The organism is Hymenobacter chitinivorans DSM 11115 (genome assembly GCF_002797555.1).
Taxonomy (GTDB): domain Bacteria; phylum Bacteroidota; class Bacteroidia; order Cytophagales; family Hymenobacteraceae; genus Hymenobacter; species Hymenobacter chitinivorans.
Map to the genome: position 1 here is coordinate 109330 of NZ_PGFA01000005.1, position 26432 is coordinate 135761.

Annotated in this window: 21 protein-coding genes; 15 read left to right on the plus strand and 6 right to left on the minus strand. The window is 57.8% G+C overall.

Annotation, left to right across the window (positions count from 1 at the left end; translation table 11 throughout):
• Window positions 1–778 precede the first annotated feature (778 nt).
• From priA to rpsF, 6 genes are all read right to left on the minus strand, one after another.
• Window positions 779–3316, minus strand: a complete 2538-nt coding sequence (gene priA / locus CLV45_RS23150) for a replication restart helicase PriA (protein WP_100338883.1) — start codon at window positions 3314–3316, stop codon at window positions 779–781.
• A gap of 109 nt (window positions 3317–3425) precedes the next feature.
• Entirely contained in the window at window positions 3426–5477 is a 2052-nt protein-coding gene (locus CLV45_RS23155; RefSeq protein ID WP_100338884.1) for a thioredoxin domain-containing protein, read from the minus strand.
• A 57-nt stretch (window positions 5478–5534) separates the two neighbouring features.
• The gene (locus tag CLV45_RS23160; RefSeq protein WP_100338885.1) at window positions 5535–7721 is read right to left on the minus strand and encodes a GSCFA domain-containing protein; all 2187 of its coding nucleotides are present in this window, start codon (window positions 7719–7721) and stop codon (window positions 5535–5537) included.
• A gap of 308 nt (window positions 7722–8029) precedes the next feature.
• Window positions 8030–8473 (minus strand): 50S ribosomal protein L9, encoded by a 444-nt coding sequence (rplI, locus tag CLV45_RS23165; protein WP_100338886.1) that lies wholly within the window; start codon window positions 8471–8473, stop codon window positions 8030–8032.
• A 21-nt stretch (window positions 8474–8494) separates the two neighbouring features.
• Window positions 8495–8746, minus strand: a complete 252-nt coding sequence (gene rpsR, locus CLV45_RS23170) for a 30S ribosomal protein S18 (RefSeq protein WP_100338887.1) — start codon at window positions 8744–8746, stop codon at window positions 8495–8497.
• Window positions 8747–8750: 4 nt separating this feature from the next.
• On the minus strand, window positions 8751–9128 hold the full coding sequence (gene rpsF, locus CLV45_RS23175; protein WP_100338888.1) for a 30S ribosomal protein S6: 378 nt from the start codon (window positions 9126–9128) through the stop codon (window positions 8751–8753).
• Between the two features lie 382 nt (window positions 9129–9510).
• Here rpsF and CLV45_RS23180 point away from each other — a divergent pair, with 382 nt between their 5' ends.
• The 15 genes from CLV45_RS23180 (at window position 9511) to CLV45_RS23250 (ending at window position 26398) form a co-directional block, all read left to right on the plus strand.
• Entirely contained in the window at window positions 9511–10869 is a 1359-nt protein-coding gene (locus tag CLV45_RS23180) for a cytochrome c3 family protein (protein WP_100338889.1), read from the plus strand.
• A 157-nt stretch (window positions 10870–11026) separates the two neighbouring features.
• Window positions 11027–14056: a TAT-variant-translocated molybdopterin oxidoreductase gene (locus CLV45_RS23185; protein ID WP_100338890.1), complete on the plus strand. Its 3030-nt coding sequence runs from the start codon at window positions 11027–11029 to the stop codon at window positions 14054–14056.
• A 111-nt stretch (window positions 14057–14167) separates the two neighbouring features.
• Window positions 14168–15625: an NrfD/PsrC family molybdoenzyme membrane anchor subunit gene (gene nrfD / locus CLV45_RS23190; RefSeq protein ID WP_245882969.1), complete on the plus strand. Its 1458-nt coding sequence runs from the start codon at window positions 14168–14170 to the stop codon at window positions 15623–15625.
• On the plus strand, window positions 15618–16142 hold the full coding sequence (locus tag CLV45_RS23195) for a DUF3341 domain-containing protein (protein WP_100338892.1): 525 nt from the start codon (window positions 15618–15620) through the stop codon (window positions 16140–16142). Before nrfD ends, CLV45_RS23195 begins: the two co-directional genes overlap by 8 nt.
• Window positions 16142–16864, plus strand: a complete 723-nt coding sequence (locus CLV45_RS23200) for a c-type cytochrome (protein WP_100338893.1) — start codon at window positions 16142–16144, stop codon at window positions 16862–16864. Before CLV45_RS23195 ends, CLV45_RS23200 begins: the two co-directional genes overlap by 1 nt.
• Before the next feature lie 2 nt (window positions 16865–16866).
• Window positions 16867–18195, plus strand: a complete 1329-nt coding sequence (locus CLV45_RS23205) for a quinol:cytochrome C oxidoreductase (RefSeq protein ID WP_245882970.1) — start codon at window positions 16867–16869, stop codon at window positions 18193–18195.
• Between the two features lie 94 nt (window positions 18196–18289).
• Window positions 18290–19360, plus strand: coding sequence for a cytochrome c oxidase subunit II (locus CLV45_RS23210; protein WP_100338894.1), 1071 nt, complete (start codon window positions 18290–18292; stop codon window positions 19358–19360).
• Between the two features lie 26 nt (window positions 19361–19386).
• A complete protein-coding gene (locus CLV45_RS23215; protein ID WP_245882971.1) occupies window positions 19387–21249 on the plus strand; it encodes a cytochrome c oxidase subunit I in 1863 nt (620 codons plus the stop codon).
• A 172-nt stretch (window positions 21250–21421) separates the two neighbouring features.
• A complete protein-coding gene (locus CLV45_RS23220) occupies window positions 21422–22501 on the plus strand; it encodes a COX15/CtaA family protein (protein ID WP_100338895.1) in 1080 nt (359 codons plus the stop codon).
• Between the two features lie 51 nt (window positions 22502–22552).
• Window positions 22553–23404, plus strand: coding sequence for a heme o synthase (gene cyoE, locus CLV45_RS23225; protein WP_100338896.1), 852 nt, complete (start codon window positions 22553–22555; stop codon window positions 23402–23404).
• Window positions 23405–23413: 9 nt separating this feature from the next.
• A complete protein-coding gene (locus CLV45_RS23230) occupies window positions 23414–24001 on the plus strand; it encodes a cytochrome c oxidase subunit 3 (RefSeq protein ID WP_100338897.1) in 588 nt (195 codons plus the stop codon).
• Between the two features lie 22 nt (window positions 24002–24023).
• Window positions 24024–24797, plus strand: coding sequence for a cytochrome c oxidase subunit 3 (locus CLV45_RS23235; protein ID WP_100338898.1), 774 nt, complete (start codon window positions 24024–24026; stop codon window positions 24795–24797).
• A 48-nt stretch (window positions 24798–24845) separates the two neighbouring features.
• A complete protein-coding gene (locus CLV45_RS23240; protein ID WP_100338899.1) occupies window positions 24846–25187 on the plus strand; it encodes a cytochrome C oxidase subunit IV family protein in 342 nt (113 codons plus the stop codon).
• Window positions 25188–25191: 4 nt separating this feature from the next.
• On the plus strand, window positions 25192–25866 hold the full coding sequence (locus tag CLV45_RS23245; protein ID WP_100338900.1) for an SCO family protein: 675 nt from the start codon (window positions 25192–25194) through the stop codon (window positions 25864–25866).
• Entirely contained in the window at window positions 25841–26398 is a 558-nt protein-coding gene (locus tag CLV45_RS23250) for a DUF420 domain-containing protein (RefSeq protein ID WP_100338901.1), read from the plus strand. The genes CLV45_RS23245 and CLV45_RS23250 overlap by 26 nt, the downstream gene beginning before the upstream one ends.
• Window positions 26399–26432: the final 34 nt, after the last annotated feature.

The window sequence follows — 26432 nt, forward strand, 5'->3', positions numbered from 1 at the left end:
TGATATAATCCATTTGTGCTCTTGCGGCTATGAAATTTTTCCTGTTGAGTATCCTGTTCAGCTGCCTGTTGCTGGCGGGCTGTCATAGTGCCAGGCTCGCTACGCTGCCGACGGTTCGGGAATATGGTCCCGCGGAGGTTCAGCCGAGTTCCCGCGTCTCAAGCCTGTCAGCTGATAGGGCACTGCCGCCGCTTACGGCTACAGTAGCCGCCCCGACCCCAAGTGTTGAACATCCCACGCGCCAGCTCCCGTCCAAGCCTACTTATACCGTCCCCGCCAGCCCGTCGCCCGTGGTAGTAGCCCCCGATACCGCTCTGACGCGCGCTACGGGGCCAGCGCCCGGTGCCGGCGCGGACCCATTTACCACCCGCATAAACATGCTTGGGGGCGCCGTCGGGGCGGCGGGAGTAGGAATCATGCTGTATGCCTTCTCCGATGCTTCCCGGGAAAGAAACCCTTCCGGCTGGGGCAGCTTGTTCGAAGCTTTCATGGGGTTTGTAGCCCTGGCTGTAGGCGTATCCTTGCTTTTCTTTCAGGGCAAAAATGGGCGGGGGCGTCTGCGTCGGGAAGCCCGCCGGGCGGCCCGGCATCCGCAGGCTCCCGACGCAGCTACTGAATCCAATGGCAGCAGAGGTTTGCGGCGCTGGGGTATAGTATTAGGCTTGGTGGGCGTTGTCTTGGGCTTGCTGGGAGCTTTGCAAGGTGGACTCCTGTTTTTTATAGTTGGCGCCGTGTTGCTTTTAGCGGGGTTATTCTAGCCGGCTCAGTAAGCTGCCTTTTACATTGGGTCCACATCGGCCACCAGGCGGGCCTGCTTGAACTCTTTCTGGTCTTTTACCACGTTCATGGCTTCCATAATCTGGCCTTTGGCGTGCTTGAGCACCGTGTGTTCCCGGTCGAGCTTAATGGTAATTTCCTGGAGGTAAAAGTTGCGAATTCGGAAAATGTAGGGCGCTTCCGGCCCCAGCACGGCCTCCCGGCCCAGGCGGAAAACCAGCTCCTGGGTGAGCAGAATGGCGGCCTGCTCGGCCACGAGCTGGTCTACGTGCTTCACGGTGAGCCGAATGACGCGCATAAACGGCGGGAAGCCATATTCGCGGCGCTGGGTAATTTCGTACTCGTAGAATTCGAGGTAGTCGTTGCGGATTACCTTGTCGAAAATTACCTGGGCCGGGTCAGCCGTCTGGATGATAACCTTGCCCTTTTTACCCTTGCGGCCCGCCCGCCCACTTACCTGCACAAACATCTGGAAAGCCCGCTCGTGCGCTCTGAAATCCGGATAATGGATGATGCTGTCGGCGTTAATAATGCCCACTAGGCTCACGTTGGCAAAGTCCAGGCCCTTGGTCACCATCTGGGTGCCCACCAGCACGTTGGTGGTTTGCTGCTCGAAATCGGCAATAATCTGCTGGTAGGAGTTCTTGGCCCGGGTCGTGTCCAGGTCCATGCGCTGCACGTTGGCCTGGGGCAGCATGATCTTGAGGTCGTCCTCAATCTTCTCGGTGCCGAAGCCCACGGTTTTCAGGTTGCGGGAGCCGCAGGCGGGGCACTCCACCGGCATCCGGTCGTGGAAGCCGCAGTAGTGGCAGCGCAGCTCGTGGGCGTGCTTGTGGTAAGAGAGGCTCACGGCGCAGTTCTTACACTTCGGAATCCAGCCGCAGTCGAGGCAGGAAATGAAGGGTGAGTAGCCGCGGCGGTTCTGAAACAGAATGACTTGCTCCTTGAGGCCCAGCTTCCGCTCGATTTCACTCAGCAGCTCAGGCGTGAAGTGGTTGAGCATCTTCTTGGCCTCGCGCTGTTTGCGGGTATCCACCAGCTCGATTTCGGGCAGACCGGCCTCGCCAAACCGCTTGGTAAGCGTGACCAGGCCCCAGCGCCCGGCCCGGGTCTGGTAGTAGGTTTCCACGGCCGGCGTGGCCGAGCCCAGCAGGGTTTTGGCCCCTTGGAAGTTGGCCATCATCAGGGCTACTTCCCGGGCATTGTAGCGCGGGGCCGGGTCGTACTGCTTGTAGCTCGATTCGTGCTCCTCATCCACAATGATGAGGGACATATTATCGAAGGGCAGAAACACGGCCGACCGGACGCCCACCACCACCTGAAAACGGCCCGACAGCACCCCGTTCCACACTTCCACCCGCTCGTTGTCGGAGAATTTGGAGTGGTACACGCCCAGGCGGGTGCCAAACACGCGCATCAGGCGGGTGACAATCTGGGCCGTGAGGGCAATTTCGGGCAGCAGGTAGAGTACCTGTCCGCCGCCTTCCAGGGCCTTGCGGATCAGCTCGATGTAGATTTCGGTTTTGCCCGCGCCCGTCACGCCGTGCAGCAGCACGATGTCCTTCTCGCCGAACAGGCGCAGCACTTCGTCGTGGGCCGCCATTTGGGCCTCGCTCAGGGTGAAGGGCATCTTGGCCTCCGGCGAGTCGTCCATCGGGAAGCGCGACACAATCACGTCGAACTGCTCCAGAACCCCGTTTTTGATGAGGGTATTGACGGCCGAAGGGGAGAGGTGAGGACTGCTGGTGAGGGCCGCCTTTTCCATGCCCTGGTGGTTGCTGTGCACGTTCTGATACACTGGCACCCGCTGCAAATAGCGCATCAGCACGTCGAGCTGCTTGGGCTTGCCGGCCATTTTGGCAAAGAGCTCCTCCAGCACGTTTTCCTCCACGAAATGGTGGGCCAGCCGGACTTTCTTCACCACTTTGGGCGAGTACTTATCGGCCAGGTGCTCAAACAGAAAGATGACATCCTTCTGAATCAGGGATTTAATGACCTTGTGAAAGTTGGCGCTGCCCAGCAAATCCCCGACTTCGGTAAAGGTTAGGGCCTTGCCGTCCTCGGAGCTCAGCACTTCCACGATGCGCTGTTCCTGCTCGCTAAGCGGGTAGGGGTTGGATTCGGGCTCGAAGGCCGGGTGCAGCTGAATGCGCGACTCGGAGCTGAGCTTTAGGGCCGAGGGCAGGGCGGCGTTAATCACCTCACCCAGGGTGCACATGTAGTAGTCGGCCATCCAGCGGAAGAGCTTGAGCTGGGCCTGGGTTACCACCGGCGCGTCGTCGATAAACTCCAGGATGTACTTGGCCTGGTACTGGGCCGGCGGCGTTTCGTGCACGGCGGCCACAATACAGCTGAGCGTTTTCTTGGCCCCGAACTGCACAATCACACGACCCCCGATGACAACTTCGTCGTTCATCTCGTAGGGCACGCGGTAGGTATACAGCTTGGGCAGCGGCAGGGGCAAAATCACGTCCACGAACAGCGTGACGCGGTCGGCTCCGGCGGCTTCCGGCTGGGCAAAGTCAAAGGAAAGGCTCAACGGACAGATCAGCTAACAACAGGACCGCAAAGGTAAGCCGAATTGCGGGCCGCAGGTTTCTCCGGGCTTTGCAATTCGGCTTATGTGGGTCAGGGCCAACCAGTAAAAGTTAGCCGGCGCCTGGCGTGGGCAGCTGGGCCAGCGCCGCCGCCACGCTATATACCGGCTGTTGACAGGCCCGGTTGAAGCACACGTAGAGCGTTGTTTTGCCGTTCTGGGCGGTGCGGTGCAGCAGCAGCGGCAACTCCCCGGCTTCCGGGGCGCCGGCCACCACGGCGTGGGGCAAAAAGTGCCGGCTCAGTTCCTCCCGCACGGCTTCCACTTCGGGCCCGACAATGGCAATTTCGGCCATGGGCTGCAGCAACGCGGCATAGAGCGAGGCCCAGTTGGTTAGGTGTTGCGGCTCTTTTACCACCAGCTCCTGCACCTGACCCAGCATCACAGCGGCCAGGTCGCGGTACTCGGGCTTTTCCAGGTGCAGGCTCAGCCGCAGCAGGTTGTGGGCCATAACCGAGTTGGAAGCGGGAATGACGTTGTCGAACAGTTCCTTTTTGCGGGCAATGAGCTTTTCCCCCGCGTCGTCGGTGTAAAAGAACTGGTTTTCCTCGGGGTCGAAAAAGTGGGCCTGCACGTACTGGGTTAGGGTTTCGGCCTCGTGCAGCCACTGCGCGTCGAAGGTCACTTCGTAGAGGCCGAGGTAAGCTTGAATAACCAGGGCGTAGTCTTCCAGAAAGGCATCGATGGTGGCGCGGCCGGCTTTGTAGTTGCGGCGCAGGCGGGGCCCCTGGCGCAGGTTCTGCTGCAGAAAATGGGCGTTTTGCAGAGCCAGCTCCAGGAAGCCCGCTTCCCCAAAGGCCCGGTAGGCATCCACCAGCCCGCTCAGCATCAGGGCATTCCAGCCGGTCAGAATTTTGTCGTCGAGGCCCGGGCGCACCCGCTGGTTGCGGGCGGCCATAATTTTGCGTTTCCAATCGGCAACCACGGCTTCTACTACCGCTACTTCCAGCTCGTGCTCGGCGGCAAACTCGGCGTCGGACTGCCGGCGGTGCAGAATGTTGCGGCCATGCTCCCAGTTGCCCAGCGCGGTGCAGTTGTAATACGCCGAAAAAAGGGCTTCCTCGTCGCCCAGAATAGCCTGGAGCTCCTCCTTGGTAAAGACGTAGAACTTGCCTTCCTCACCCTCACTATCGGCATCGAGCGACGAGTAGAACCCACCTTCCGGACTCGTCAGCTCCCGCTTGAGGAAGGCCACGGTGTCGTACACCACGTCCCGGAACAGCGGGTCCTGGGTGAGCTGGAAGGCTTCGGAATACAGACTCACCAGCTGCCCGTTGTCGTAGAGCATCTTTTCGAAGTGGGGCACCAGCCACTCGGCGTCTACTGAATAGCGGGCAAAGCCGCCGCCAACCTGGTCGTAGATACCCCCCCAGGCCATTTCCCGCAGCGTAAGCAGGGTTTGGTTGAGCACCAGCTGGCTGCCGGTGCGGGCGTGGCAGCGCAGCAAAAACCGCCAGATGCTGGGCATCGGAAACTTCGGAGCCCGGTTCAGGCCGCCTTTCTCCGTATCAAACCGCACCCCCAGATTATACACCAGCAGCCTAAACTGCTCTTCCGATAAAGCCAGATCAGCTGGGGCCGCGCCATACTTTTCCAGGTCACTGGTCCGCAGAATCCGCGCAAACTCCTCGGCCGACTTGTCCAGTTCGGTCCGGTGCTCCCCCTGGTAGGCTTCGCCAATGCTTTCCAGCAGCTGCGCCCAGCTGCGGGGCGCGAAGTACGTGCCCCCGTAAAACGGCTTGGCGTCGGGGTTGAGAAACACATTTAGCGGCCAGCCACCCGGTACGCCCATGGCCTGCAGCGCGTCCATGTAGACCTGGTCCACGTCGGGCCGCTCTTCCCGGTCGACCTTGATGCACACGAAATGCTCATTCATCAGCTGAGCAATCCGTGGATTTTCGAACGATTCCCGCTCCATGACATGGCACCAGTGGCAGGCCGCGTAGCCGATGCTAACGATGATGGGTTTCTGCTCGGCTTGGGCGCGGTTTAAGGCTTCTGCCCCCCACGGGTACCAGTCTACCGGGTTGTGGGCGTGCTGGAGCAGATACGGACTGGTTTCCTGGCTGAGGCGGTTGGTGTGGGCCGGCTGCGGAGTAGACATAGGAGCGGGGCTGGGGTGAAAAAGACAAAACCCGGCCTGTTGGGGCCGGGTTTTGGTTTACGAAGCCGACGGCGTTTCGTCGGGCGCCGCGGGCTTTTTACGGGGCGGGCGGCTCCGCTTTTTCGGCGCTTCCGCCGGGGGCTCTACCACCGGAGGCGTTGGCGCGGGAGCCTGCGCCTTGGGCTTTTTCGGCGCGGCCTTCTTTGGCGCAGCTTTTTTCGGGGCTACTGCTTCCGGCTTGGGAGCTTCCGCTTCCGGAGCCTTTTCCGCAGCCTTCGGTTTTGCCGCAGCTTTGGCCCGTGAGGGACGCGGCTTACGGGTGGCCAGAGCAGGCACTGCTGCCACGGGCTCGGGCACTATTGCTGCTACCGGCGCTGCTTCCACGGAAGTTGGCTCAGCAGGCGCAGGAGCCGCGGGCGTGGGCTCCGTAACTTGAGCGGGTGCCGTTGGCTCAACCGGGGCGGTTTCCGGGACTATTGCTTCCGTTACTATCGGCTCAACCAACTCGGCAGGTTCCCCGGGTGCGGCCGCCGGCTCCGCGTACAAGGGGGCCGGCTTGCGGCGTGACCTGCTCGGCGGCGTGGTAATAATCCGGTCCTTGGTATCCCGGGGCTTCTTTTCGGCGCCGGCCTGCGCTTTGCCGCGTGACTTCTGGCCGCGGCGTCGGGGCTCCGGTTCTTCTTCAGGCTCATCCATGGGCTGCAGCCAGTCCACGTTCGGCGCGGGAGCCGGCTTGGGAGCAGTGGGTCGAATAACTGGCGCGGGAGCCTCCACCGGCGTAGCTTCTGCCGGCGGGGCCAACTCAGCGGCGGGTTCCGCCGCTGGCACTTCCGGAACTGACGTAGGCGTAGCACCTTGCTCTGCGTCTTCAGATACCAGCAAACCAGCTTCCGCCGGCTCCGTCGTGACTGATGCCGAAACGGAAGCAGCGGCAGCAGCTTCGGCAGCTTGTTGAGCGGCTCGTTTGCGAGCCGTGCGTTTGGCTCCGCCCCGACTGCGGCGCTTTTTCTTGGCAAACACCGGTGCCTCACTTTCCAGAGAAACGCCCAGCCCTTCTTCCGGCTCGTCTACGGCGTCTTCATCCTCCTCCGTGTCTTCCTCTTCCGGCTCCTCAACTGGCACCGGTACAGGCGCAGCAGCTGGTCGGGCTACGGGTACGACGGTAGCTACGGCCTCGGTAAGCTCAGTAGCCGGCTCGCCAATGTCGATACGCTCCTCTTCATCGTCGTCCAGTTCCGGCTCGGGCAGGGCTTGGGGTTTGGGCAAGGGTAGCTCGGCTAATTGCTGCTCTACTTCCCGGATTTCGGTGCGCACATCCACCTGGCTGGCCAAACGCTGCAACCGGGCCAGGGTAGCTTCCAAAAACTCGCGGTGCTCCGGCGCTTCCGGATACAGAGGCCGGTGGCCCAGCGCCTGCCGCACGGCCTCCCACTCCCGGCGGAAACGACCAAAGGCAGGGTCGAAGTAGGTACGGGTGAACCGCTCCCAAATGTAGTTTTCGGCTACGTCCGAGGGGTGCAGCATATCGGCCGCGTAGAAGCGGTAGTCGCGCAAATCATCGACCAGCAGCTCGTAAGCCGGGAAGTACGACACGTCGGGCAGCAGCTCGCTCAAATAGTGGCAGGCCACGCGCAGCACCGACTTGCTCACCGAGTTCAGCGGCAGCGTGTCCTTGAGGTGGCGCACCGGGCTTACCGTCAGAATAAAGCGCAGCTTGGGGTTGGCGCGCCGCAGGTAGGCGTGGGTTTCGGCCACGGCATTAATGATTTCGTCGGGCGTCAGCAGCACCTTCTCAAACTTCTCGGCCGGCACCTTGTGGCAGTTGTTCACTACCTCGTCGGTTTCGAGCAGGCGGTAGGCGTAGGCCGTACCCAGGGTCAGCACTACCACGTCGGTGCGCTGCAAAAACTCCCCGACTTCCTGCACCAGCCCCTGAATGCGCTGCAGCAGCGTCACGGGCGAGTCGGCCCCGATGGTGGCGTGCAAGTCGTAGCTCTGCCAGCGGCCCCGGGCTTCTACCAGGTGCTGCTGCCAGTCCATATCCTCGCCGGCGGCCGCGCGCAGCAGCTGGCACGCCGACAAAGGGTTGAACACGGTGCCAAAAGGATTTACCAGGGTGTTAACCTTGGCTTCCGCCAAACGGAGGCCGATAGTGTCCGAAAAGCACGAGCCCACCGTCAGCACTCGGGTCGAGAGCGGCAGCTGTTGGGGGTGCGGCGTAAGCGGTAATTCAGTACGAAACATTCTACAGGTATAAGGCCTAACAAGGGCCAACGAACAGGCAACCTACTCAACTCTGTGCGTTCAGCCAAAACCGGTAATAACTCCCGGTAGGAGAGGAACTCCCGGAAAGGGTACGGCAGCGGGCCGCCGTTGGATTAGCGGTGCCCGCTGCCAAAGATATACACCTCTCACCCAGAAGACGTTTCTGCAGTGCTACAAGATGCGGCTTGCCCTATTTTTCCTCGGGAAAGAAATATACTACGGCACAGAGCAAAAAAGCCTGACTACCGCAGTAGTCAGGCTTTTGCTTGGCTTGAAGTGGCAGCAGCTTACTCGGCTACTACGTTGAAGCGCACCTGGTGCTTCACTTCTTTGTGCAGGTTGATGGTAGCCGTGTACTCACCAGCCGACGCAGGCTCCTGGTCGAAGGAGATACGCTTGCGGTCTACGTCTACACCTTTGGCTTTCAGTGCCTCGGCCAACTGCAGGGTGGTCACGCGGCCGAAAATCTTGCCGGTTTCGCCCACTTTGGCTTTGATTTCGAAAGCCGCGTCACCGATTTTGTCGGCAATGGCCTGCGCGTCACCTTTGATCTTGTCGGCTTTGTGAGCAGCCTGACGTACGTTCTCGGCAACGATTTTCTTGTTGGTCTTGTCGGCCAGCATGGCCAGACCCTGCGGCAGCAGGTAGTTACGACCGTAGCCGGGCTTTACAGTAACGATGTCGTTCTTGTAGCCCAGGTTCTTTACGTCGTCTTTCAGAATTACTTCCATGTCAGTCTCTGTAAGAAAGGTTTACTTCAACGAATCGGTTACGTAGGGCATCAAAGCCAAGTGACGGGCTTTGGCCACGGCTTGGGCAATTTTGCGCTGGAATTTCAGGCTGGTGCCGGTGATACGACGGGGCAGAATGCGACCCTGCTCGTTCACGAACTTCAGCAGGAAGTTCGGGTCTTTGTAGTCCACGTATTTAATGCCGTTCTTCTTGAAGCGGCAATATTTCTTACGGGTATCCTGCTTGTGGATTTTCTCGTTGGCTAGGCTCATGGTCTTACTGGGCTACGGCTTCCGATTGTTTTTGGGCCTTCTGCTGGTTCATCTCGCCGTTGCGACGACGCTGGCTGTATGCCACCGCGTGCTTGTCGAGGACGGTGGTCAGGAAGCGGATGATGCGCTCGTCGCGGCGGAAGGCCAGCTCGAGTACGTCAACGATGTTACCCGAACCCGTGAACTCCACCAGGAAATAGTATCCGGTGTTTTTCTTCTGGATTGGGTAAGCGAGCTTCTTGAGGCCCCAGTTTTCGGTGTGGATAATGTCGGCGCTATTTTCCTTAAGCACCTGCGAGAACTTCTCGATCGTCTCTTGCACCTGCGTCTCGTTCAGCACGGGAGTCAGGATGAAGACCGTCTCGTAATTTCTTACTTCCATTAGACGGGATGAAAAAATTAAATGAAAAAATGAATCAGGGCGCAAAGATACTATTAATCCGGGCTTCTCCCCAAGATGCCTTCGAAATTTATGTTAGATCCTGAAATTAAAGTGACTAAGGGGCAGCCGTGCCAAACCTTTGAAGCTAAGATAAGTTAGCATAAAGAGTAGTATTAATCCGGGGAAGCGAGAGCTCAGGTGTAGAGTGCGGGATTGGCAACCTATATATATAAGGTGCCGCGCTGGGATGGTTTTTAGAATGATTCTAAGCAAGCTGGAATGGGCGAAAATTAGCTCAACTGGGTTTGTGGTCTGCGATTCCCGACCTACATTTGTGGCCTTGAAGTACCCCTGCCTTTCTTTTTCCCAGTCATATTGTGCTATGAATAGCATCCGACTTCGTCCACTTTCCCACTTCTTTCTAGCTCTGTTTCTGACATTTGCTGCGGTGGGTTCTTCCACCGCCCAGCAAGGCGAAGCATCTCCGGTAGCCACGGCGCCGGCCGCTAGCAAGGATGGCGTGACGCCCGGCGCTACTGCTGCCGCCGCCCCAGCCGCCGCTGCGGGTGCCACCACCGGTGATGCTGCTGCTATCAGCGCTGGTGCCGCACTGTTCACGCAAAACTGCGCCCAGTGCCACGCCATTAATGATGTGGTAGTAGGCCCCGCCCTCAAAGACGTGCACAAGCGCCGTCCTATCTCCTGGTTGATTCCATGGGTGAAGAACTCCAGCAAAGTTGTGGCCAGCGGCGACGAGTACGCGGTGAAGCTCTTCAACCAGTACCAGAAGCAGCAGATGCCGAGCTTCCAGCTCTCCGACGCTGAAATCACCTCGATTATCTCTTACGTAGCGGCCGAAAGTGATAAGCCGGCCACCGCTGCTGCGGGTGGCGCCACTGCGGGTAACGCCGAGAAAGTTGACGGTCAGGAAGGTGGCGCTGCTGCTGGCGCTGGCACGGGCAACAGCACTATCGACATCCTGCTGATTGTCTTGGTAGTCGTACTGCTGGTGCTGGTGGTAACCCTGGTTATCATCGCCAACATCATGAAGGACGTGCTGCGCGGCCGCAAAGACCTCGACGGGCGCGACGTAGAGCAAATCGAGTCGCGCTTCGACCTGGCCAAGATTTATAAGTCGCCCGTAGTGCGCGGCTTGGCCCTGACGTTGTTTGTACTGGTTGTTCTTTACGAGTCGGTGCAGGGCGTAATGGCCATCGGTCTGGCCCAGGGCTACCAGCCTACCCAGCCCATTGCCTTCTCGCACAAGCTGCACGCCGGTGAAAACCAGATCAACTGCTCGTACTGCCACACGTCGGTCTACAAGAGCAAGAGTGCCAACATTCCTTCGGCTAACATCTGTATGAACTGCCACTCGCAGATCAAGACGGAGTCGCCCGAAATCAAGAAGATCTACCGTGCCATCGAGCGGAAGCAGCCTATCCAGTGGGTACGCATTCACAACCTGCCCGACCTGGCCTACTTCAACCACTCGCAGCACACCCAGGTGGGCGGCATTGAGTGCCAGACCTGCCACGGTCCGATCCAGAACATGGAGGTAGTATACCAGTACTCGCCCCTGACCATGGGCTGGTGCATCAACTGCCACCGCGAAACGCCCCTCAACACGAAGGGCAACGGCTACTACACCAACCTGGTGAAGCTACACGATAAAGCCAACGCTGGTGCTCCTTTCACGGTATCGTCGAACGGCGGTACGGAGTGCTCGAAGTGCCACTACTAGCATAAGAGGTCTTAGGTGCCCGGACCGCCGCTGCTGCGGCCTCCGGTGCGCCTAAGACCTGTTTTCTTCTTACAAAACCCGCATACCAACTTAGAGACTTACCGGACCTTGAATCCAAGTCGCTAAGTCCCTAAGACCCTAGTCCCCAAAAAACACGATGCAAGAGTCGCCTAAGTACTGGAAGGGAATTGAGGAACTGGAAAGCTCACCGGAGTTCGTCAAAAACGCGTTTAGCGAGTTTGCCGACTTCCTGCCGGTGAAGGAATCCCACGGCTCTTCCGACGCCGCGGTAGCCCCGCGTCGCGACTTCCTCAAACTCATGGGCTTTGGTATTGCCGCCGCCACTTTGGCTAGCTGCGAAACCCCGGTCCGCAAGGCAATTCCCTACCTCAACAAGCCCGAAGAGGTTGATCCAGGTATTGCCAACTTCTACGCTTCCACTTATTTCAACGGTACCGACTACAATGCTGTGTTGGTAAAAACCCGCGAGGGCCGTCCGATCAAGCTGGAAGGTAACCCCGGTTCGCCCATCACCCGCGGCGGCCTGTCGGCCCGGGCTCAGGCCTCGGTGCTGAGCCTCTACGACAAAGGCCGTTTGCAGCACTTCGCCATCAAAGGCAAGAAAGCTGCTACCGACCAGGTAGACCAGGAAATCCGCACGAAGCTGGCCGGTGCCACCGGTCGTATTGCCATCGTGTCGCCGACCATCATCAGCCCCACGACCAAGAAGGTAATTGCTGAGTTTGCCGCGCGCTACCCCAACACGGAGCACGTGATGTACGACGCCAACTCGCAGTCGGCCCTGTTGCGTGCCAACGGTGGCATTCTGCCCGCGTACGACTTCAGCAAGGCCGCCGTCATCGTGAGCCTGGGCGCCGACTTCCTCGGTACCTGGCTCTCGCCGGTGGAATACGCCCAGCAGTATATCACCAACCGCAAAGTTTCGGCCGAGAAGAAGACGATGAACCGTCACTTCCAATTCGAAACGGCTATGACTTTGACGGGTGCCAACGCCGACGTGCGCGTACCAGTTAAGCCTTCGGAAATGGGTGCTACGGCCGTGGCCCTGTACAACGCCATCGTAGGCGGCGGTGCCGCTGCCGGTTCGGCTCAGCTGAAGAAGGCTGCCGCCGAACTGCGGGCCGCTGGAAACCGGGGCCTGGTCGTATCGGGATCCAACGACGTGGCCATCCAGACGCTGGTAGCCGCCATCAACCAGACCCTCGGCAGTGCCGCCGTTGACCTGACTGCTCCTTCCATGGTGCGCCAGGGCGACGATGCCCGCATGATCCGCCTGGTAAACGACATGAACGCCGGCAGCGTGGGCGCCGTGATTTTCTATCACGCCAACCCCGCTTACGACCATCCGCTGGCCGAGAAAGTAAAGTCGGGCATCGCCAAGGTACCGGTGAGCATCTCGCTCAACGACCGTCTGGACGAAACCGGCTCGCTGTGCTACTACGCTTGCCCCGACCACAACTACCTGGAATCGTGGAATGACTACGAGCCCAAGCGTGGTTTCCTGAGCCTGGCTCAGCCCGCTATTTCGCCGCTGTTTGCTACCCGTCAGGCCCAAGACAGCCTGTTGACCTGGGCTGGCAATCCGCAGAGCTACTATAACTACCTGCGCGCTTCGTGGCGCGGGCTGCTGGGAGGCAATTTCCAGGCTGGCTGGGACAAGGCCGTGCACGACGGCGTGGCCGTTGGTAGCCTCTCGCCGGCTCCCGTAGCCCAGGTTGCTCCCGCCATGAGCGCCGCTCAGGCCGTAGCCGCTATCGGTTCGGCTCCGAAGGGTTCGGGCGTTGAGCTGGCCATCTACGAAAAAGTAGGTGTTGGCCCCGGCAACTGGGAAGGCAACAACCCCTGGCTGCAGGAATTGCCCGACCCGGTTTCGAAAGCTACCTGGGGCAACTACGTAGCCGTTCCCCGTGCCATGGCCGTCAAAAACGGCTGGGAGCAGGGCGACGTGCTGAAAGTAACCGCCAACGGCGTTTCGATTGAGCTGCCCGTGCTGGTTCAGCCCGGCCAGGCCAATGATACCGTAAGCATCGCCATTGGCTACGGCCGTAAGATGGCTGGCAAGGTTGGCGACAACGTGGGTGCCAACGTGTACCCCATGGCTACGCTGCGCGACAACAGCATCATCTACGCCAACACCGTTACGCTGGAGAAAACGGGTGCTCAGTCGCCCATCGCCCAGACCCAGACCCACCACACCATCATGGACCGCAAGCCGGTGGTGCAGGAGTCGACGCTGGCTAAATACATCGAGAATCCCAAGGAGGTAACCGAGTACGACAAGATTGCCACGCCGGAAGGCCTGGAGAAACCCAACAAGGTTTCGCTGTGGCAGGACTACGAGTACAAGAACCACCACTGGGGCATGGTTATCGACCTCAACTCCTGCATCGGCTGCGGCTCGTGCGTGATAGGTTGCCAGGTTGAAAACAACGTTGCCGTAGTCGGCAAGCAGGAGGTAATCAACCGCCGCGAAATGCACTGGCTGCGTATCGACCGCTACTACAGCTCGGATGCCAGCAAGGAAGATTTCGCCGAGAAAGGCAAGTTGGACACCTACAAGGCCATGGAAGATCCGTCGGAAAACCCGTCGGTAATTTTCCAGCCCATGCTCTGCCAGCACTGCAACCACGCTCCCTGCGAAACGGTGTGCCCCGTACTGGCTACTACCCACAGCTCGGAAGGTCTCAACCAGATGACCTACAACCGTTGCGTTGGTACCCGTTACTGCGCTAACAACTGCCCTTATAAAGTTCGTCGCTTTAACTGGTTCTCGTACTACTCAAATGAGAAGTTCGAGGACGTGAACAGCCACATGTTCACCGATCTGGGCCGCATGGTACTGAACCCCGACGTAACCGTCCGGGCTCGGGGTGTGATGGAAAAATGCTCGTTCTGCGTGCAGCGCATTCAGCTCGGTAAGCTGGAAGCCAAGAAGCAGAAGCGTCGCCCGAAAGATGGGGAAGTGGTAACCGCCTGCGCGCAGTCGTGCCCTACCCAGGCCATCGTATTCGGCGACATGCGGGATCCGGAGTCGCAGATTTCGAAGATCATCAAGCGGGAAGATGGCGAGCGTGGCTTCCACGTGCTGGATGCCATCAACGTGCAACCTAACATCACGTATCTGACCAAGATCCGTAACACGGAAACTGAAGTTCGCAACGCTTAATAACAGGGTCAAGGAGCTTAGGAACGTAGGGTAGGGGAGTTGTTCAACCGCTGGTTCGAATCAAACGAGAAACCCTACGTTCCCAAGACCCCCAACTAACCAACTAAAACTATGCAGCACGTATCGCCTGTACGGGAGCCGCTCGTAACCGGGGGGAAATCGTACCACGACGTCACTCAAGACGTGTGCCGCCAGGTAGAAGCCGCCCCCAATGTTCGGTGGATGGCCGCCCTGAGCGTAGCGCTCTTTTTCCTCGGTGTATTCCTGTACTCCGTGTACCGCACCCTGTGGTTCGGTATCGGGGAATGGGGTCTGAACAAAACCGTCGGCTGGGCCTGGGACATCACCAACTTCGTGTGGTGGGTAGGTATCGGTCACGCCGGCACCCTGATTTCGGCAGTTCTGCTGCTGTTCCGTCAGAAGTGGCGGAGCTCCATCAACCGCGCTGCAGAAGCTATGACGATCTTCGCCGTAATCTGCGCCGCCATGTTCCCGGTACTGCACATGGGCCGTCCGTGGCTCGCTTACTGGGTATTCCCCCTGCAAAACACCTTCGGCTCGCTGTGGGTGAACTTCAATTCGCCCCTGCTGTGGGACGTATTCGCCATCTCGACTTACTTCACCGTGTCGCTGGTGTTCTGGTACACGGGTCTGGTACCCGACTTCGCTACCATCCGGGACCGGGCTAAAGGTCCGATTGCCAAAGTAGCTTACTCGCTGCTGAGCATGGGCTGGACGGGTTCGGCCAAGCACTGGAGCCGCTACGAAACCGTGTCGCTGATTCTGGCCGGTGTTTCGACTCCGCTGGTACTCTCGGTACACACCATTGTATCGATGGACTTTGCTACCTCGGTTGTACCGGGCTGGCACACCACCATCTTCCCTCCCTACTTCGTGGCCGGTGCTATCTTCTCGGGCTTCGCCATGGTACTGACCCTGATGCTTATCACCCGGGTCGTATTCAAGCTGGAAGATTACATCACGATGGAGCACATCGCCCTCATGAATAAAATCATGATGATTACCGGCTCTATCGTAGGGGTAGCTTACATCACCGAGTTCTTCATTGCCTGGTATTCGCAGGTTGAGTTCGAGCAGTATGCTTTCATCAACCGCGCTACCGGTCCGTACTGGTGGGCTTACTGGTCGATGATGACCTGCAACGTAATTACGCCCCAGCTGGTGTGGATTCGCAAAGTACGCTACAGCATCCCGCTGACCTTCGTGCTCTCGATCATTGTTAACATCGGTATGTGGTTCGAGCGTTTCGTAATTATCGTTACCTCGCTGCACCGCGACTACCTGCCTTCGAGCTGGGTAATGTTCTCGCCCACGATTATCGACATCGGTATTTATGTGGGTACGCTGGGCTTGTTCTTCACGCTGTTCCTGCTCTTCGCCAAGTTCTTCCCCGTGGTAAACATGGCTGAAGTGAAGACCGTGCTGAAATACACGGTGGACAACGGTCCGACCTACACCGGTCACGACCCGCACCACGACCTGATTCACAAGCCTACCACCCACGGAGTGCCTGCCAATGCTCCGGTAAACTACAACAAGCATGACTAAGCGCTTCGCCCTCGGCATCTTCGACGACGAAGACGTGCTGATGCACGCCATTGAGAACGTCCGCGCGGCGGGTGTTAAAATCTACGAAGTGTTTACCCCGTTCCCCATCCACGGCATCGACGATGCTCTGGGTATCGAACGGTCCCGCCTGCCCATCGCCGCTTTCTTCTACGGCATGTGTGGCTTGGCCTTCGCCCTGTGGATGCAGATCTACATGCTGGGTTTCGACTGGCCGATGATTATTGGTGGTAAGCCCCACATTGCGCTGCCCGCCTTCATTCCAGTATCCTTCGAATTGACGGTGTTCTTTACCTGCCACGGCATGGTAATTACCTTCTACACGATCAGCAAGCTGTATCCCCGCTGGAGAACTCCGGTCCTGGATGTACGCTCGACGGACGACAAGTTCGTAATGGCCATTGAGATCAACGAAAGCACTGACCTCAATAACTTGAGCAAGCTGCTGCGCGAGAATGGCGCCTCGGAGGTGAACGAAAAAGAAATGACTAAGAACTAATGACGCACACGCTGAAACTAGGTCTGCAAGCGTCGGCTATTCTATTTGCCTCGGTGCTGACTACAGCTTGTAACAAAGCTGATGACACGGGCTTGGAGTATGCGCCGCAGATGTACGAATCGATTCCGTACGACCCGCTGCGCCAAGTAAACACCAATACGGTGAACCCCATGGGTATCAATGAGCGCACCCCGGTGGTGGGCACGGTACCCAGCGGTAAACTGGCTTACTACTCGCACATTCCCAAGGATAGTGTGGGCACGGCTGAGCGCCGCCTGCGAAACCCTTACGCCTACACCAAGGCTAACTTGGAAGAAGGCAAGGTGCTCTACACTCGCATTTGCTCCCACTGCCACGGTGAGCAGGGCGACGGTCAGGGTCCGGTAGGGCAGAAGTTCAAGGGCGTGCCGAACTACTCGGCTGGTGCCTACAAAACGATGAACGATGCGCACATCTACCACGTGATTCAGTGGGGACGTAACCGCATGATGCCCCACGGCTCGATTGTAAACCCCGAGGAGCGTTGGAAGATTGCCATGTACGTCCGCGTACTGCAAGCTGGCAAAGGTCCCGACGGGTTGGCTGATCTGGTAAAGGTTAGCCGCGACTCCAGCGAAATGACGGACCGCGCTACTCAATCCCCAGTTTTGGAAGCTCAGGCCGACAAAGCTTCAACTACTCCCGGTCAAGGTGACCAGGCTCGAAACGGAACGGCGAAATAACTATGGCAACTCTGACGCATCACGAAAGCGCCACGGCTGAATACCTGGAGCTTTCGCCGAAAACCCGCAGAACCTTCATCGGCATCATCGTTGCCGGGGTCGTACTGCTGGTAATAGGTCTGATTATGGCCGCCTTCTATGGCGGCGGACACGAAGCGGCTGGTGCTGCCCACGGCGCAGCCCACGCGGCTGGTCCGGAGGCTGGAGCCGGCGCTGCTCACCATGAAGGCAGCCCGGCGTGGCTGAAGCGCCTTCTGGTGAGCCTGTGGCACAACAACGTTTTCTTCGTTGGGGTGTCGGCCATCGGTACCTTCTTCGTCGCGCTGCAATATGTAGCTTACGCTGGTTGGTCGGTAGTAATTAAGCGGATCAACGAAGCCATGAGCGCCTGGCTGCTGCCCGGCCTCGCCATCTTCCTGATTGTATTCTTCGTGGGTCGTCACGACCTGTTCCACTGGACTCACGACGGCATCATGGACCCCAAGTCGGAAAACTACGACGCCATCATTGCTGGCAAGAGTGGTTTCCTGAACATGCCTTTCTACCTGATTCGCATGGTCGTGTACCTGGGTATCTGGTGGTTCTTCACCGAGCGGCTGCGCAAGCTGTCCTTGGCCGAAGACCTGAACGGTGGTACTGAGTACTTCCATAAGAGCATCAACGTAGCGGCCCTGTTTCTGGTGCTCTACGCCGTTACCTCGTCGATGTCGGCTTGGGACTGGGTTATGTCGGTTGACGTGCACTGGTTCTCGACCATGTTCGGCTGGTACGTATTCGCCTCCTGGTGGGTATCGGGCATCGCTGCTACTACGCTGACGGCTATTTACCTGAAGCAGGCCGGTTACCTGAAATTCGTGAATGCCAACCACCTGCACGACTTGGGCAAGTTCATGTTCGGCTTCAGCATTTTCTGGACCTACGTGTGGTTCTCGCAGTTCATGCTGATTTGGTACGCCAACCTGCCCGAAGAAGCCGTGTACTACAACCAGCGCCTGGGCGGCTTCAACGGCGCCTATACCTGGATGTTCTTCTTCAACTTGGTAATCAACTTTGTGTTCCCCTTCCTGGTGCTGATGCGTCGGGATGCTAAGCGGCAGATGATCATGCTCAAAATCGTGAGCATCGCCATTCTGATTGGTCACTGGTCAGACTTCTACTTAATGCTGGAGCCTGCAACTATGAAGGGCGAGAATGGGTTCATCATAGAGATTGGCGTTGCCCTGATTTTCCTCGGCAGCTTCCTGATCCTGTTTACCAAGCGCTTGGCGCAAGCCTCCCTGGTACCGGTCAACCACCCGTTCCTGGACGAAAGCGTGCACCACACGACTTAATTAGACATGAGTATTGAGAAGTGAGAAGTTAGACTGTAATGTGTAACGGAACTCTCACTTCTAACCTCTCAACTCTCACCTCTTCACTCAACTAATGATTGCTCTTGGTATTCTTCTGGTGCTCGTGCTGCTGCTGGTCGTGTTCGGCCTGCTGTTCCGCATCCAGATTCTGACTTCCATTTTCTCGGGCAGCTCGGCGCGCGAGATTGGCACGAGTAACCGCGTCAACGCTATTCTCTTCATCATCTTCATGATTGTTGGGGGAGCCGCGTTTACGTATTCCTTCATCGAAAACTATGGCAAGATGAACCCGCCGATTGCGTCGGTTCACGGCCACGAGATGGAGCGCCTGTTCTGGACGACGATGATCATCATTGGCATCGTGTTCGTCCTGACCCACATTGCCCTGTTTGTGTACTCCTATAAGTACCAGCACAAGGAAGGGCGTCGCGCTTACTTCTTCCCCCACAACAACAAGATTGAAATTATCTGGACGGTAATCCCCGCCATCGTAATGGCTGGTCTGGTATTCGCCGGCTGGAAAGAGTGGACCAAAATCACCGGTCCGGCTCCCAAGGATTCGGTAGTGCTGGAAGTAATGGGCAAGCAGTTCAACTGGCTCGTACGTTACCCCGGTCGCGACCAGAAGCTGGGCGTGGTTAACTACCGTCTGATTGATGCTACCAACGAGTTCGGCTTCGACCTCAGCGACAAGAGCGGTCTGGATGACTTCGTAGCCGGTGAGATTCACGTGCCCAAGGGCCACCCCGTACTGCTCAAGATTCGCTCGCGCGACGTGCTGCACGCCGTATACATGCCGCACTTCCGCGTGCAGATGTACGCCGTGCCCGGTATGCCGACCAAGTTCTGGTTTACCCCCACCAAGACGACCGATGAGATGCGCGCTCAGCTGGGCAACCCCAAGTTCAACTACGAGCTGGCCTGCAACCAGATCTGCGGCCGTGGTCACTTCGCTATGAAGCTGAACATTGTAGTAGACGAGCCGGACGATTACGTGGCTTGGTTTGCTCAGCAAAAGTCTTTCTCGGAGCAGAACCCTGATGTTCTGGCTAGCTTCCAGCAGAAATCGGACAAATTGGGAGAAAAGGAAAACGCTTCAGCTGCTGCAGCTGTTGTAACTCCGGCTGCCAAGGCCTCGCTCTAATTCTTACTTAACGCACGCTCTCTTTTATGGCTGCTAATCTTCCTACTCACTCGCAAGTGCAGGGTGGCATCGGGGTAACCGAGCCAAACACCACGCACGACGAGCACCTGCACCACGACGAGCACCATGACCAGCACTGGCTGTTCAAGTACGTCTTCAGCCAGGACCACAAAGTTATTGCCAAGCAGTTCCTGATTACGGGTATCTTCTGGGCTATCATTGGTGGTACGCTCTCCAGCTTGTTCCGTCTGCAACTCGGCTGGCCCGAGTCGACCTTCGAATGGCTTTCGCCCTTCCTGGGCAAATGGATCGAAGCCGGTAAGCTGAACCCCGAGTTCTACCTGGCCTTGGTTACAATGCACGGTACCATCATGGTATTCTTCGTGCTGACGGCCGGTTTGTCGGGTACGTTCTCCAACTTCCTGATTCCGCTGCAGGTTGGGGCCCGCGACATGGCTTCGGGCTTCATGAACATGCTTTCGTACTGGTTCTTCTTTATCTCCAGTGTTATCATGTTCACCTCGCTCTTCATTGAGACGGGTCCGGCCGCTGCCGGCTGGACAATCTACCCGCCGCTGAGCGCCCTGCCCCAGGCTATTCCTGGTTCGGGCTTGGGCATGACGCTGTGGCTGGTTTCGATGGCGCTGTTCATCGTGTCGCAGCTGCTGGGTGGCGTTAACTACATCACCACGGTAATCAACCTGCGTACCCGCGGCATGTCGATGTCGAAGCTGCCCCTGACCATTTGGGCTTTCTTCCTGACGGCTATCCTGGGCTTGCTCTCGTTCCCGGTGCTGTTCTCGGCGGCTCTGCTGCTGATCTTCGACCGTTCGTTCGGTACTTCGTTCTTCCTGTCGGACATCTACATTGCCGGACAGGCGCTGAACCACCAGGGAGGTAGCCCGATTCTGTTCCAGCACTTGTTCTGGTTCCTGGGTCACCCCGAAGTATACATCGTTATCATGCCTGCCATGGGTATGGTGTCGGAAATTCTGGCCACCAACGCTCGTAAGCCAATCTTCGGCTACCGCGCTATGATTGGCTCGCTGCTCGGCATTTCGCTGCTGTCGTTCGTTGTGTGGGCTCACCACATGTTCGTAACCGGCATGAACCCCTTCCTGGGTTCGGTGTTCATGTTCCTGACGCTGATCATCGCCGTTCCTTCGGCCGTGAAGACCTTCAACTGGCTGGCCACGCTGTGGCGCGGTAACATCCGCTTCACCACGGCCATGCTGTTCTCGATTGGCTTCGTGTCGCTGTTCATCTCGGGTGGTCTGACCGGTATTATCCTCGGTAACGCCGCCATCGACATCCAGATGCACAACACGTACTTCGTGGTAGCTCACTTCCACCTGGTAATGGGTAGCTCGGCCTTCTTTGGTCTGTTTGCCGGGGTGTACCACTGGTTCCCCAAGATGTTCGGCCGTATGCTCGACGAGAAGCTGGGCTACATCCACTTCTGGCTGACGTTCATTGGCGTATACCTGGTATTTATGCCGATGCACTACGTAGGTATTGCCGGTTTCCCCCGTCGTTACTACGCCTGGACTGGTTTCGACTCGTTCAGCCAGTTTGCTGACTTGAACAAATTCATTTCGGCCGCGGCTATTCTGGCCTTCTTTGGTCAGTTTATCTTCATCTTCAACTTCTTCTACAGCATCTTCCGCGGCCGTCGCGCTACGGAGAACCCCTGGAACTCGACCACCCTGGAGTGGACGACGCCCGTGGTTCCCGGTCACGGCAACTGGCCCGGCGAGATTCCCGCTGTCTACCGTTGGCCCTACGACTACAGCAAGCCCGGTGCAGCTGAGGACTTCATCCCGCAGAACGTACCGTACTCGCAGACGCAGTCGTCGAACCTGCCCTACGAGCAGGACAACGAGGAATAGTCGTTTAACTGGCAAGTAAAACGGGCCGCTGTATCCACGGCGGCCCGTTTTTTATTACCCAATAACGGGGAAATCCGGTACCGGCATCACCGGCTGGGTTTCCCCGTTTGGCTGTCTAATCAAACCGTCTTTTCGATTGTTTTATTGGCAGCATAAGTCTTCATAACACAATATGATAGTACCCGCATTTGTACGCCGCTTCCGCCTTATCGGCATCGTCACTGTGGTGGCCGTGTACGTTCTGATTTTGGTTGGTGGCATCGTGCGCAGTACGGGCTCCGGAATGGGATGCCCCGACTGGCCCAAGTGCTTTGGCACCTGGGTGCCGCCCACTGAGGCTAGTCAGCTACCGGCCAACTACAAGGAAATCTATACGGCGCAGCGGGTGGCCAAAAACCAGAAGCTGGCTAAAACGCTGCAGCGGCTGGGCTTTAAGCAGGTGGCTAGCGACATTTTTGCCCACCCCACCCAGTACATCGAAACCGACTTCAACGTTACTAAAACGTGGATTGAGTACGTCAACCGACTGGTTGGTGCGCTGATTGGCCTGTTCGTGTTCCTGACGGTGGTATTTGCCTTGCCCTACTGGCGGCGCGACCGGCCAGTGTTCTGGCTGGCCTTCTGGTCATTTCTGCTGACGGGCGTGCAGGGCTATTTGGGCTCCTTGGTTGTTTCGACCAACCTGCTGCCTGTCATGGTCACTATCCACATGGGCCTGGCCCTGGTGATTGTCGCCATGCTGATTTACGCGGTGATTCGCTCCCAGCGCGAGACTACACATCCGGAGGCCGTGCCCACTACCCCCGGCCTGACCCCGTGGCTGTGGCTGATTACGCTGCTGACTTTCGTGCAGATTGTGCTTGGCACTCAGGTGCGGGAAGAAGTGGATATGGTGGCTTTTGCCGCTAACTACCTGAACCGGGCCGCCTGGATAGAGCAGCTGGGCAATATTTTCAAATTTCACCGCTCTTTTTCGGCGCTGCTGCTGCTGCTGAATGCCTACGTGGCCTACCAACTCTACAAGCTGCCTTCGGGCCAGCTGCGGCGCATGGCGCTGGCCAACATGGGCCTGATCGGGCTGGAAATCCTGGCGGGTGTCACGCTGGCCTACTTTGCCCTGCCCGCTTTGGTGCAGCCAATTCACCTCACGCTGGCTACCGTATTGTTCGGAACCCAGTTCCTGACCATTGTTCTGCATAGCCGGGCAACGAAATTCGAACGGCAGGCCGCTTATCCGGGCGTTGTTGCGTAACTTTGCGGCCCCGTTTGAGGCTGATCTGTCGGGAGTTTTGATTGCGTAAGAATGACGAAAGCCAAGGCCTATTTCCAGTTAATCAAATTCCGACTGGCATTAACGGTGGCCTTTTCCAGCGCCATCGGCTATTTGCTGGGCGCCCAGGAGTTTGATTGGAGCCGGGCCTTGCTGGTGCTGCTGGGCGGCCTGGCCGTTACGGGTTCGGCCAATACCATCAACCAGATCCACGAAATTGACCTCGACAAGCTCATGAAGCGCACGGCCAAGCGGCCGTTGCCGACGGGCGTGCTGAACCGAACCGAAGCCTGGGTGTTTGCCCTCATCATGGGCGCGGTTGGGCTGTTCATTCTCGGGTACTTTTTCAATACCCTGGCGGCGGCTCTGTCCCTGCTGTCCTTGATTCTGTACGGCTTCGTTTACACCCCGCTTAAGACCATTTCGCCCATTTGCGTGGCTGTGGGGGCCATTCCGGGCGGGATGCCGCCCTTGCTGGGCTGGGTAGCTGCTACGGGCGTGCTGGGCACCGAGGCCTGGGTGCTGTTTGGTATTCAATTCATGTGGCAGTTTCCGCACTTTTGGGCCATAGCCTGGGTTTTAGATGAAGACTACAAGAAGGCCGGCTTCAAGATGCTGCCCACCCCCGGCGGCAAGGATTTGCGGACGGCTTTCCAGATCATGACCTACACCCTGCTGCTGATTCCGCTGAGCCTGTTGCCCCTGCAGCTGGGCATGGCGGGCAAAACCTCGGCCCTGATTGCCGTGGTCTGCGGGGTGCTGTTTCTAATGCAGACCTTTTACCTGATGCGGACCTGCTCCAAAAAGGCCGCCATGCGCATCATGTTCGGGTCGTTTTTGTACCTGCCAATCGTGCAGATTGCGCTGGTTTTCGACAAAATTTAACGTTTCAGGATGGCAACTTCCGAAATATTGCAAGACAAAGAAGCCGGCACGGGTACTCACCCCAAGCGGCTTCTGCTGTGGCTGATGATGATCAGCATCACCATGATTTTTGCCGCCTACACCAGCGCCTATATCGTGCGCCGGGAGGAAGGCAACTGGCTGGAGTTTGACCTGCCCGCGGGCCTGCTCTACACCACCGTCGTTATTCTGCTCAGCAGCGCTACCATGCAGTGGGCGTATTTTTCGGCCCGCAAGGACGAGGTGCGGCGGGCGCAAATCGGTCTGTTTCTGACCTTTGTCCTGGGCCTGATTTTCCTGGTAGGGCAGTACAACGTCTGGGGCGACCTGGTCGACAACAAGATCTTTTTCGGCGGCGTAGATGCTAACCCCTCCGGCTCCTTCCTGTATGTGCTGACCGGCGTGCACGGTTTTCACCTAATTACAGGCCTGATCTTTCTGCTCATCGTACTACGTAAAAGCCTGAACTATCAGGTACATTCCCGCCAGATGCTCTCCATTGGCAATGCCACAATCTACTGGCACTTCCTCGGGGCGCTTTGGTTGTACCTGTATTTGTTCCTACTTTTGAACCACTGATTTCGTTTTTACTTCGCTCGTTATGTCCACCACCTCCACGACGCAGACGCTTCACAACAACGCCTCCATCGAGCGGCCCCGCTCCGGGACCTGGGATGGCGGCAACGAACCTTTCAAGGCTAGCTATGGCAAGCTGATGATGTGGTTCTTCCTGCTGTCGGATGCCTTCACGTTTGCCGCTTTCCTGACGACCTACGGGTTGATGCGCCACCGCCACCTGGCGTACACCGGTGACCACAAAGATTTTGTGTTCTCCACCGCGTACTGGCCCATCCCGGACCACGTTTTCAACTCGTTCCCTGGCCTGCACGGCATGGACCTGCCGCTGGCTTTCGTAGCGTTGATGACGATGATCCTGATCTTTAGCTCCGTGACGATGGTACTGGCCGTAGAAGCCGGCCACCGCATGGACAAGGCCGACGTGCAGAAATGGCTGTTGTGGACTTTGCTCTTCGGCGCTACGTTCATCAGCTGCCAGGCCTGGGAGTGGAGCCACTTTATCCACGGCACGGAGGAAGGCACCAAGATGCTGGACGGCACGATTTTCCACGGCGCCAACCTGCAGATGAACCAGTACGGCCCCGTGCTCTTCGCCGACTTGTTCTTCTTTATCACCGGTTTCCACGGTACCCACGTATTCAGCGGACTGGTGCTGCTGACCTGGGCTTTCATTGCTACTACCAATGGTACTTTCGAGAAGCGCGGCCACTACGAAATGGTCGAGAAAATCGGTCTGTACTGGCACTTCGTTGACTTGGTGTGGGTATTCGTATTTACCTTCTTCTACCTCGTTTAATACGAATTAGGCTCGTCTTTTTTCCTTCGCTTTTACTTCCTTACTCATATGGCTCATCACGCAACTGACCACACCCAGCCAACCGGTGAGATTCCGCGCCCCGTCACGGGCTGGATCTGGAAAACGTTCTTCGTCCTGGTGGGTGTTACGGCCCTTGAATTTGCCGTAACCTTCATCATGGACCCCAGCACTTTCCGGAACTCGATTCTGATTGTGTTGACCATCTTCAAGGCCTTCTTCATCGTGGCCGAATTCATGCACCTCAAGCATGAGACCAAGGGTCTGATCTGGTCGATTCTGGTGCCCATGGCCCTGCTGATCTGGCTGATGGTCGCGCTGATTACCGAAGGTTCGGCTATTGGCGAGGCTATTTACAACGCCTTCAAGTAAACGAATGCGGCCCAAGCAAACCCTGGTTCTGGGCCTCATTCTGCTTTTGCCGGTACTGGCGTTTTTGTTTCTCAAAACCTTCGGTACCAACCGTTTCGCGCTGCCAACTTACCTGCCCGACCGTGTCGACTCGACGCTGGTAGGGGGGGAGTGGCAGCGCGATACTGTTTTTCATACCCTGCCCGATTTCCGGCTGCCGTCCCAATCGGGGCGCGTGGTGAGCCAGCAGGACGTGAAGGGCGGGCTGTACGTGGCCAGTTTCTTTTTTGCCACTTGCCCCGGGGCCTGCCCACGCGTGAACAGCCAATTAATGCGGGTGCAGGAAAAGTACCGGAAGGAGCCCCGCGTCAAACTCGTGTCCTTCACCGTCGACCCCGAGCACGACTCGGTGGCGGTGCTGGCCCGCTACGCTGAGCAGTACGGCGCTATTGCCGGCAAGTGGTTCTTCCTGACCGGCAACAAAGCGGAACTGTACCGGTTAGCAACGGAGGAGTTTCGCCTGCCCGCCCCCTCGGGGGCAGCCCCTGGCATCGTGCACAGCCAGAACCTGTACTTAGTGGACCGTAACCACCAGGTGCGGGGCATTTACGACGGTACCAAGCCGCGGGAGGTAGAGCGCCTCATCACCGAAATCAGCGTTTTGCTGTACACCTATGACCACGACAAGTCCGGCCGCTAACCCTGCGGGCAGCAATGCCCGGATTAAGGCCCTTATGATCATCCTGGGAGTGGCTATACCAGTGGTAGTAGCCATTCTGCATTTTTTCTCCAAGTCGTTTCATATTGCCGGCGCGCAGGTGAAGTTCCTGCCGGCCGTTAACGCCGTGCTGAATTCGCTGACGGCGGTGTGCTTGCTACTAGGCTTTTACTTTATCCGGCAAAAGCAGGTGCTCCGGCACCGGGCCATGATGGGTACCGCCTTCGGGCTGGGCGCCTTGTTCCTGGTGTCGTACGTGGTGTATCATTCCCAGGTCGAGTCCACCAAATTCGGGGGGGAAGGCCTGATTCGGGGCGTTTACTACTTTATCCTGCTCAGCCACATCCTGCTGGCGGCCGTGACGGTGGGCCTGGTGCTGTTTACGCTCTACTTCGCCCTAACCGAGCAGTTTGCCAAGCACCGCCGCATTGCCCGTTGGACCTTTCCCATCTGGCTTTACGTTTCCATAACGGGCGTTATCGTGTACTTCATGATTTCGCCGTACTACACCTGAGTTGCAGGCAACTTTTCTTCACGTAGTTGGTTTT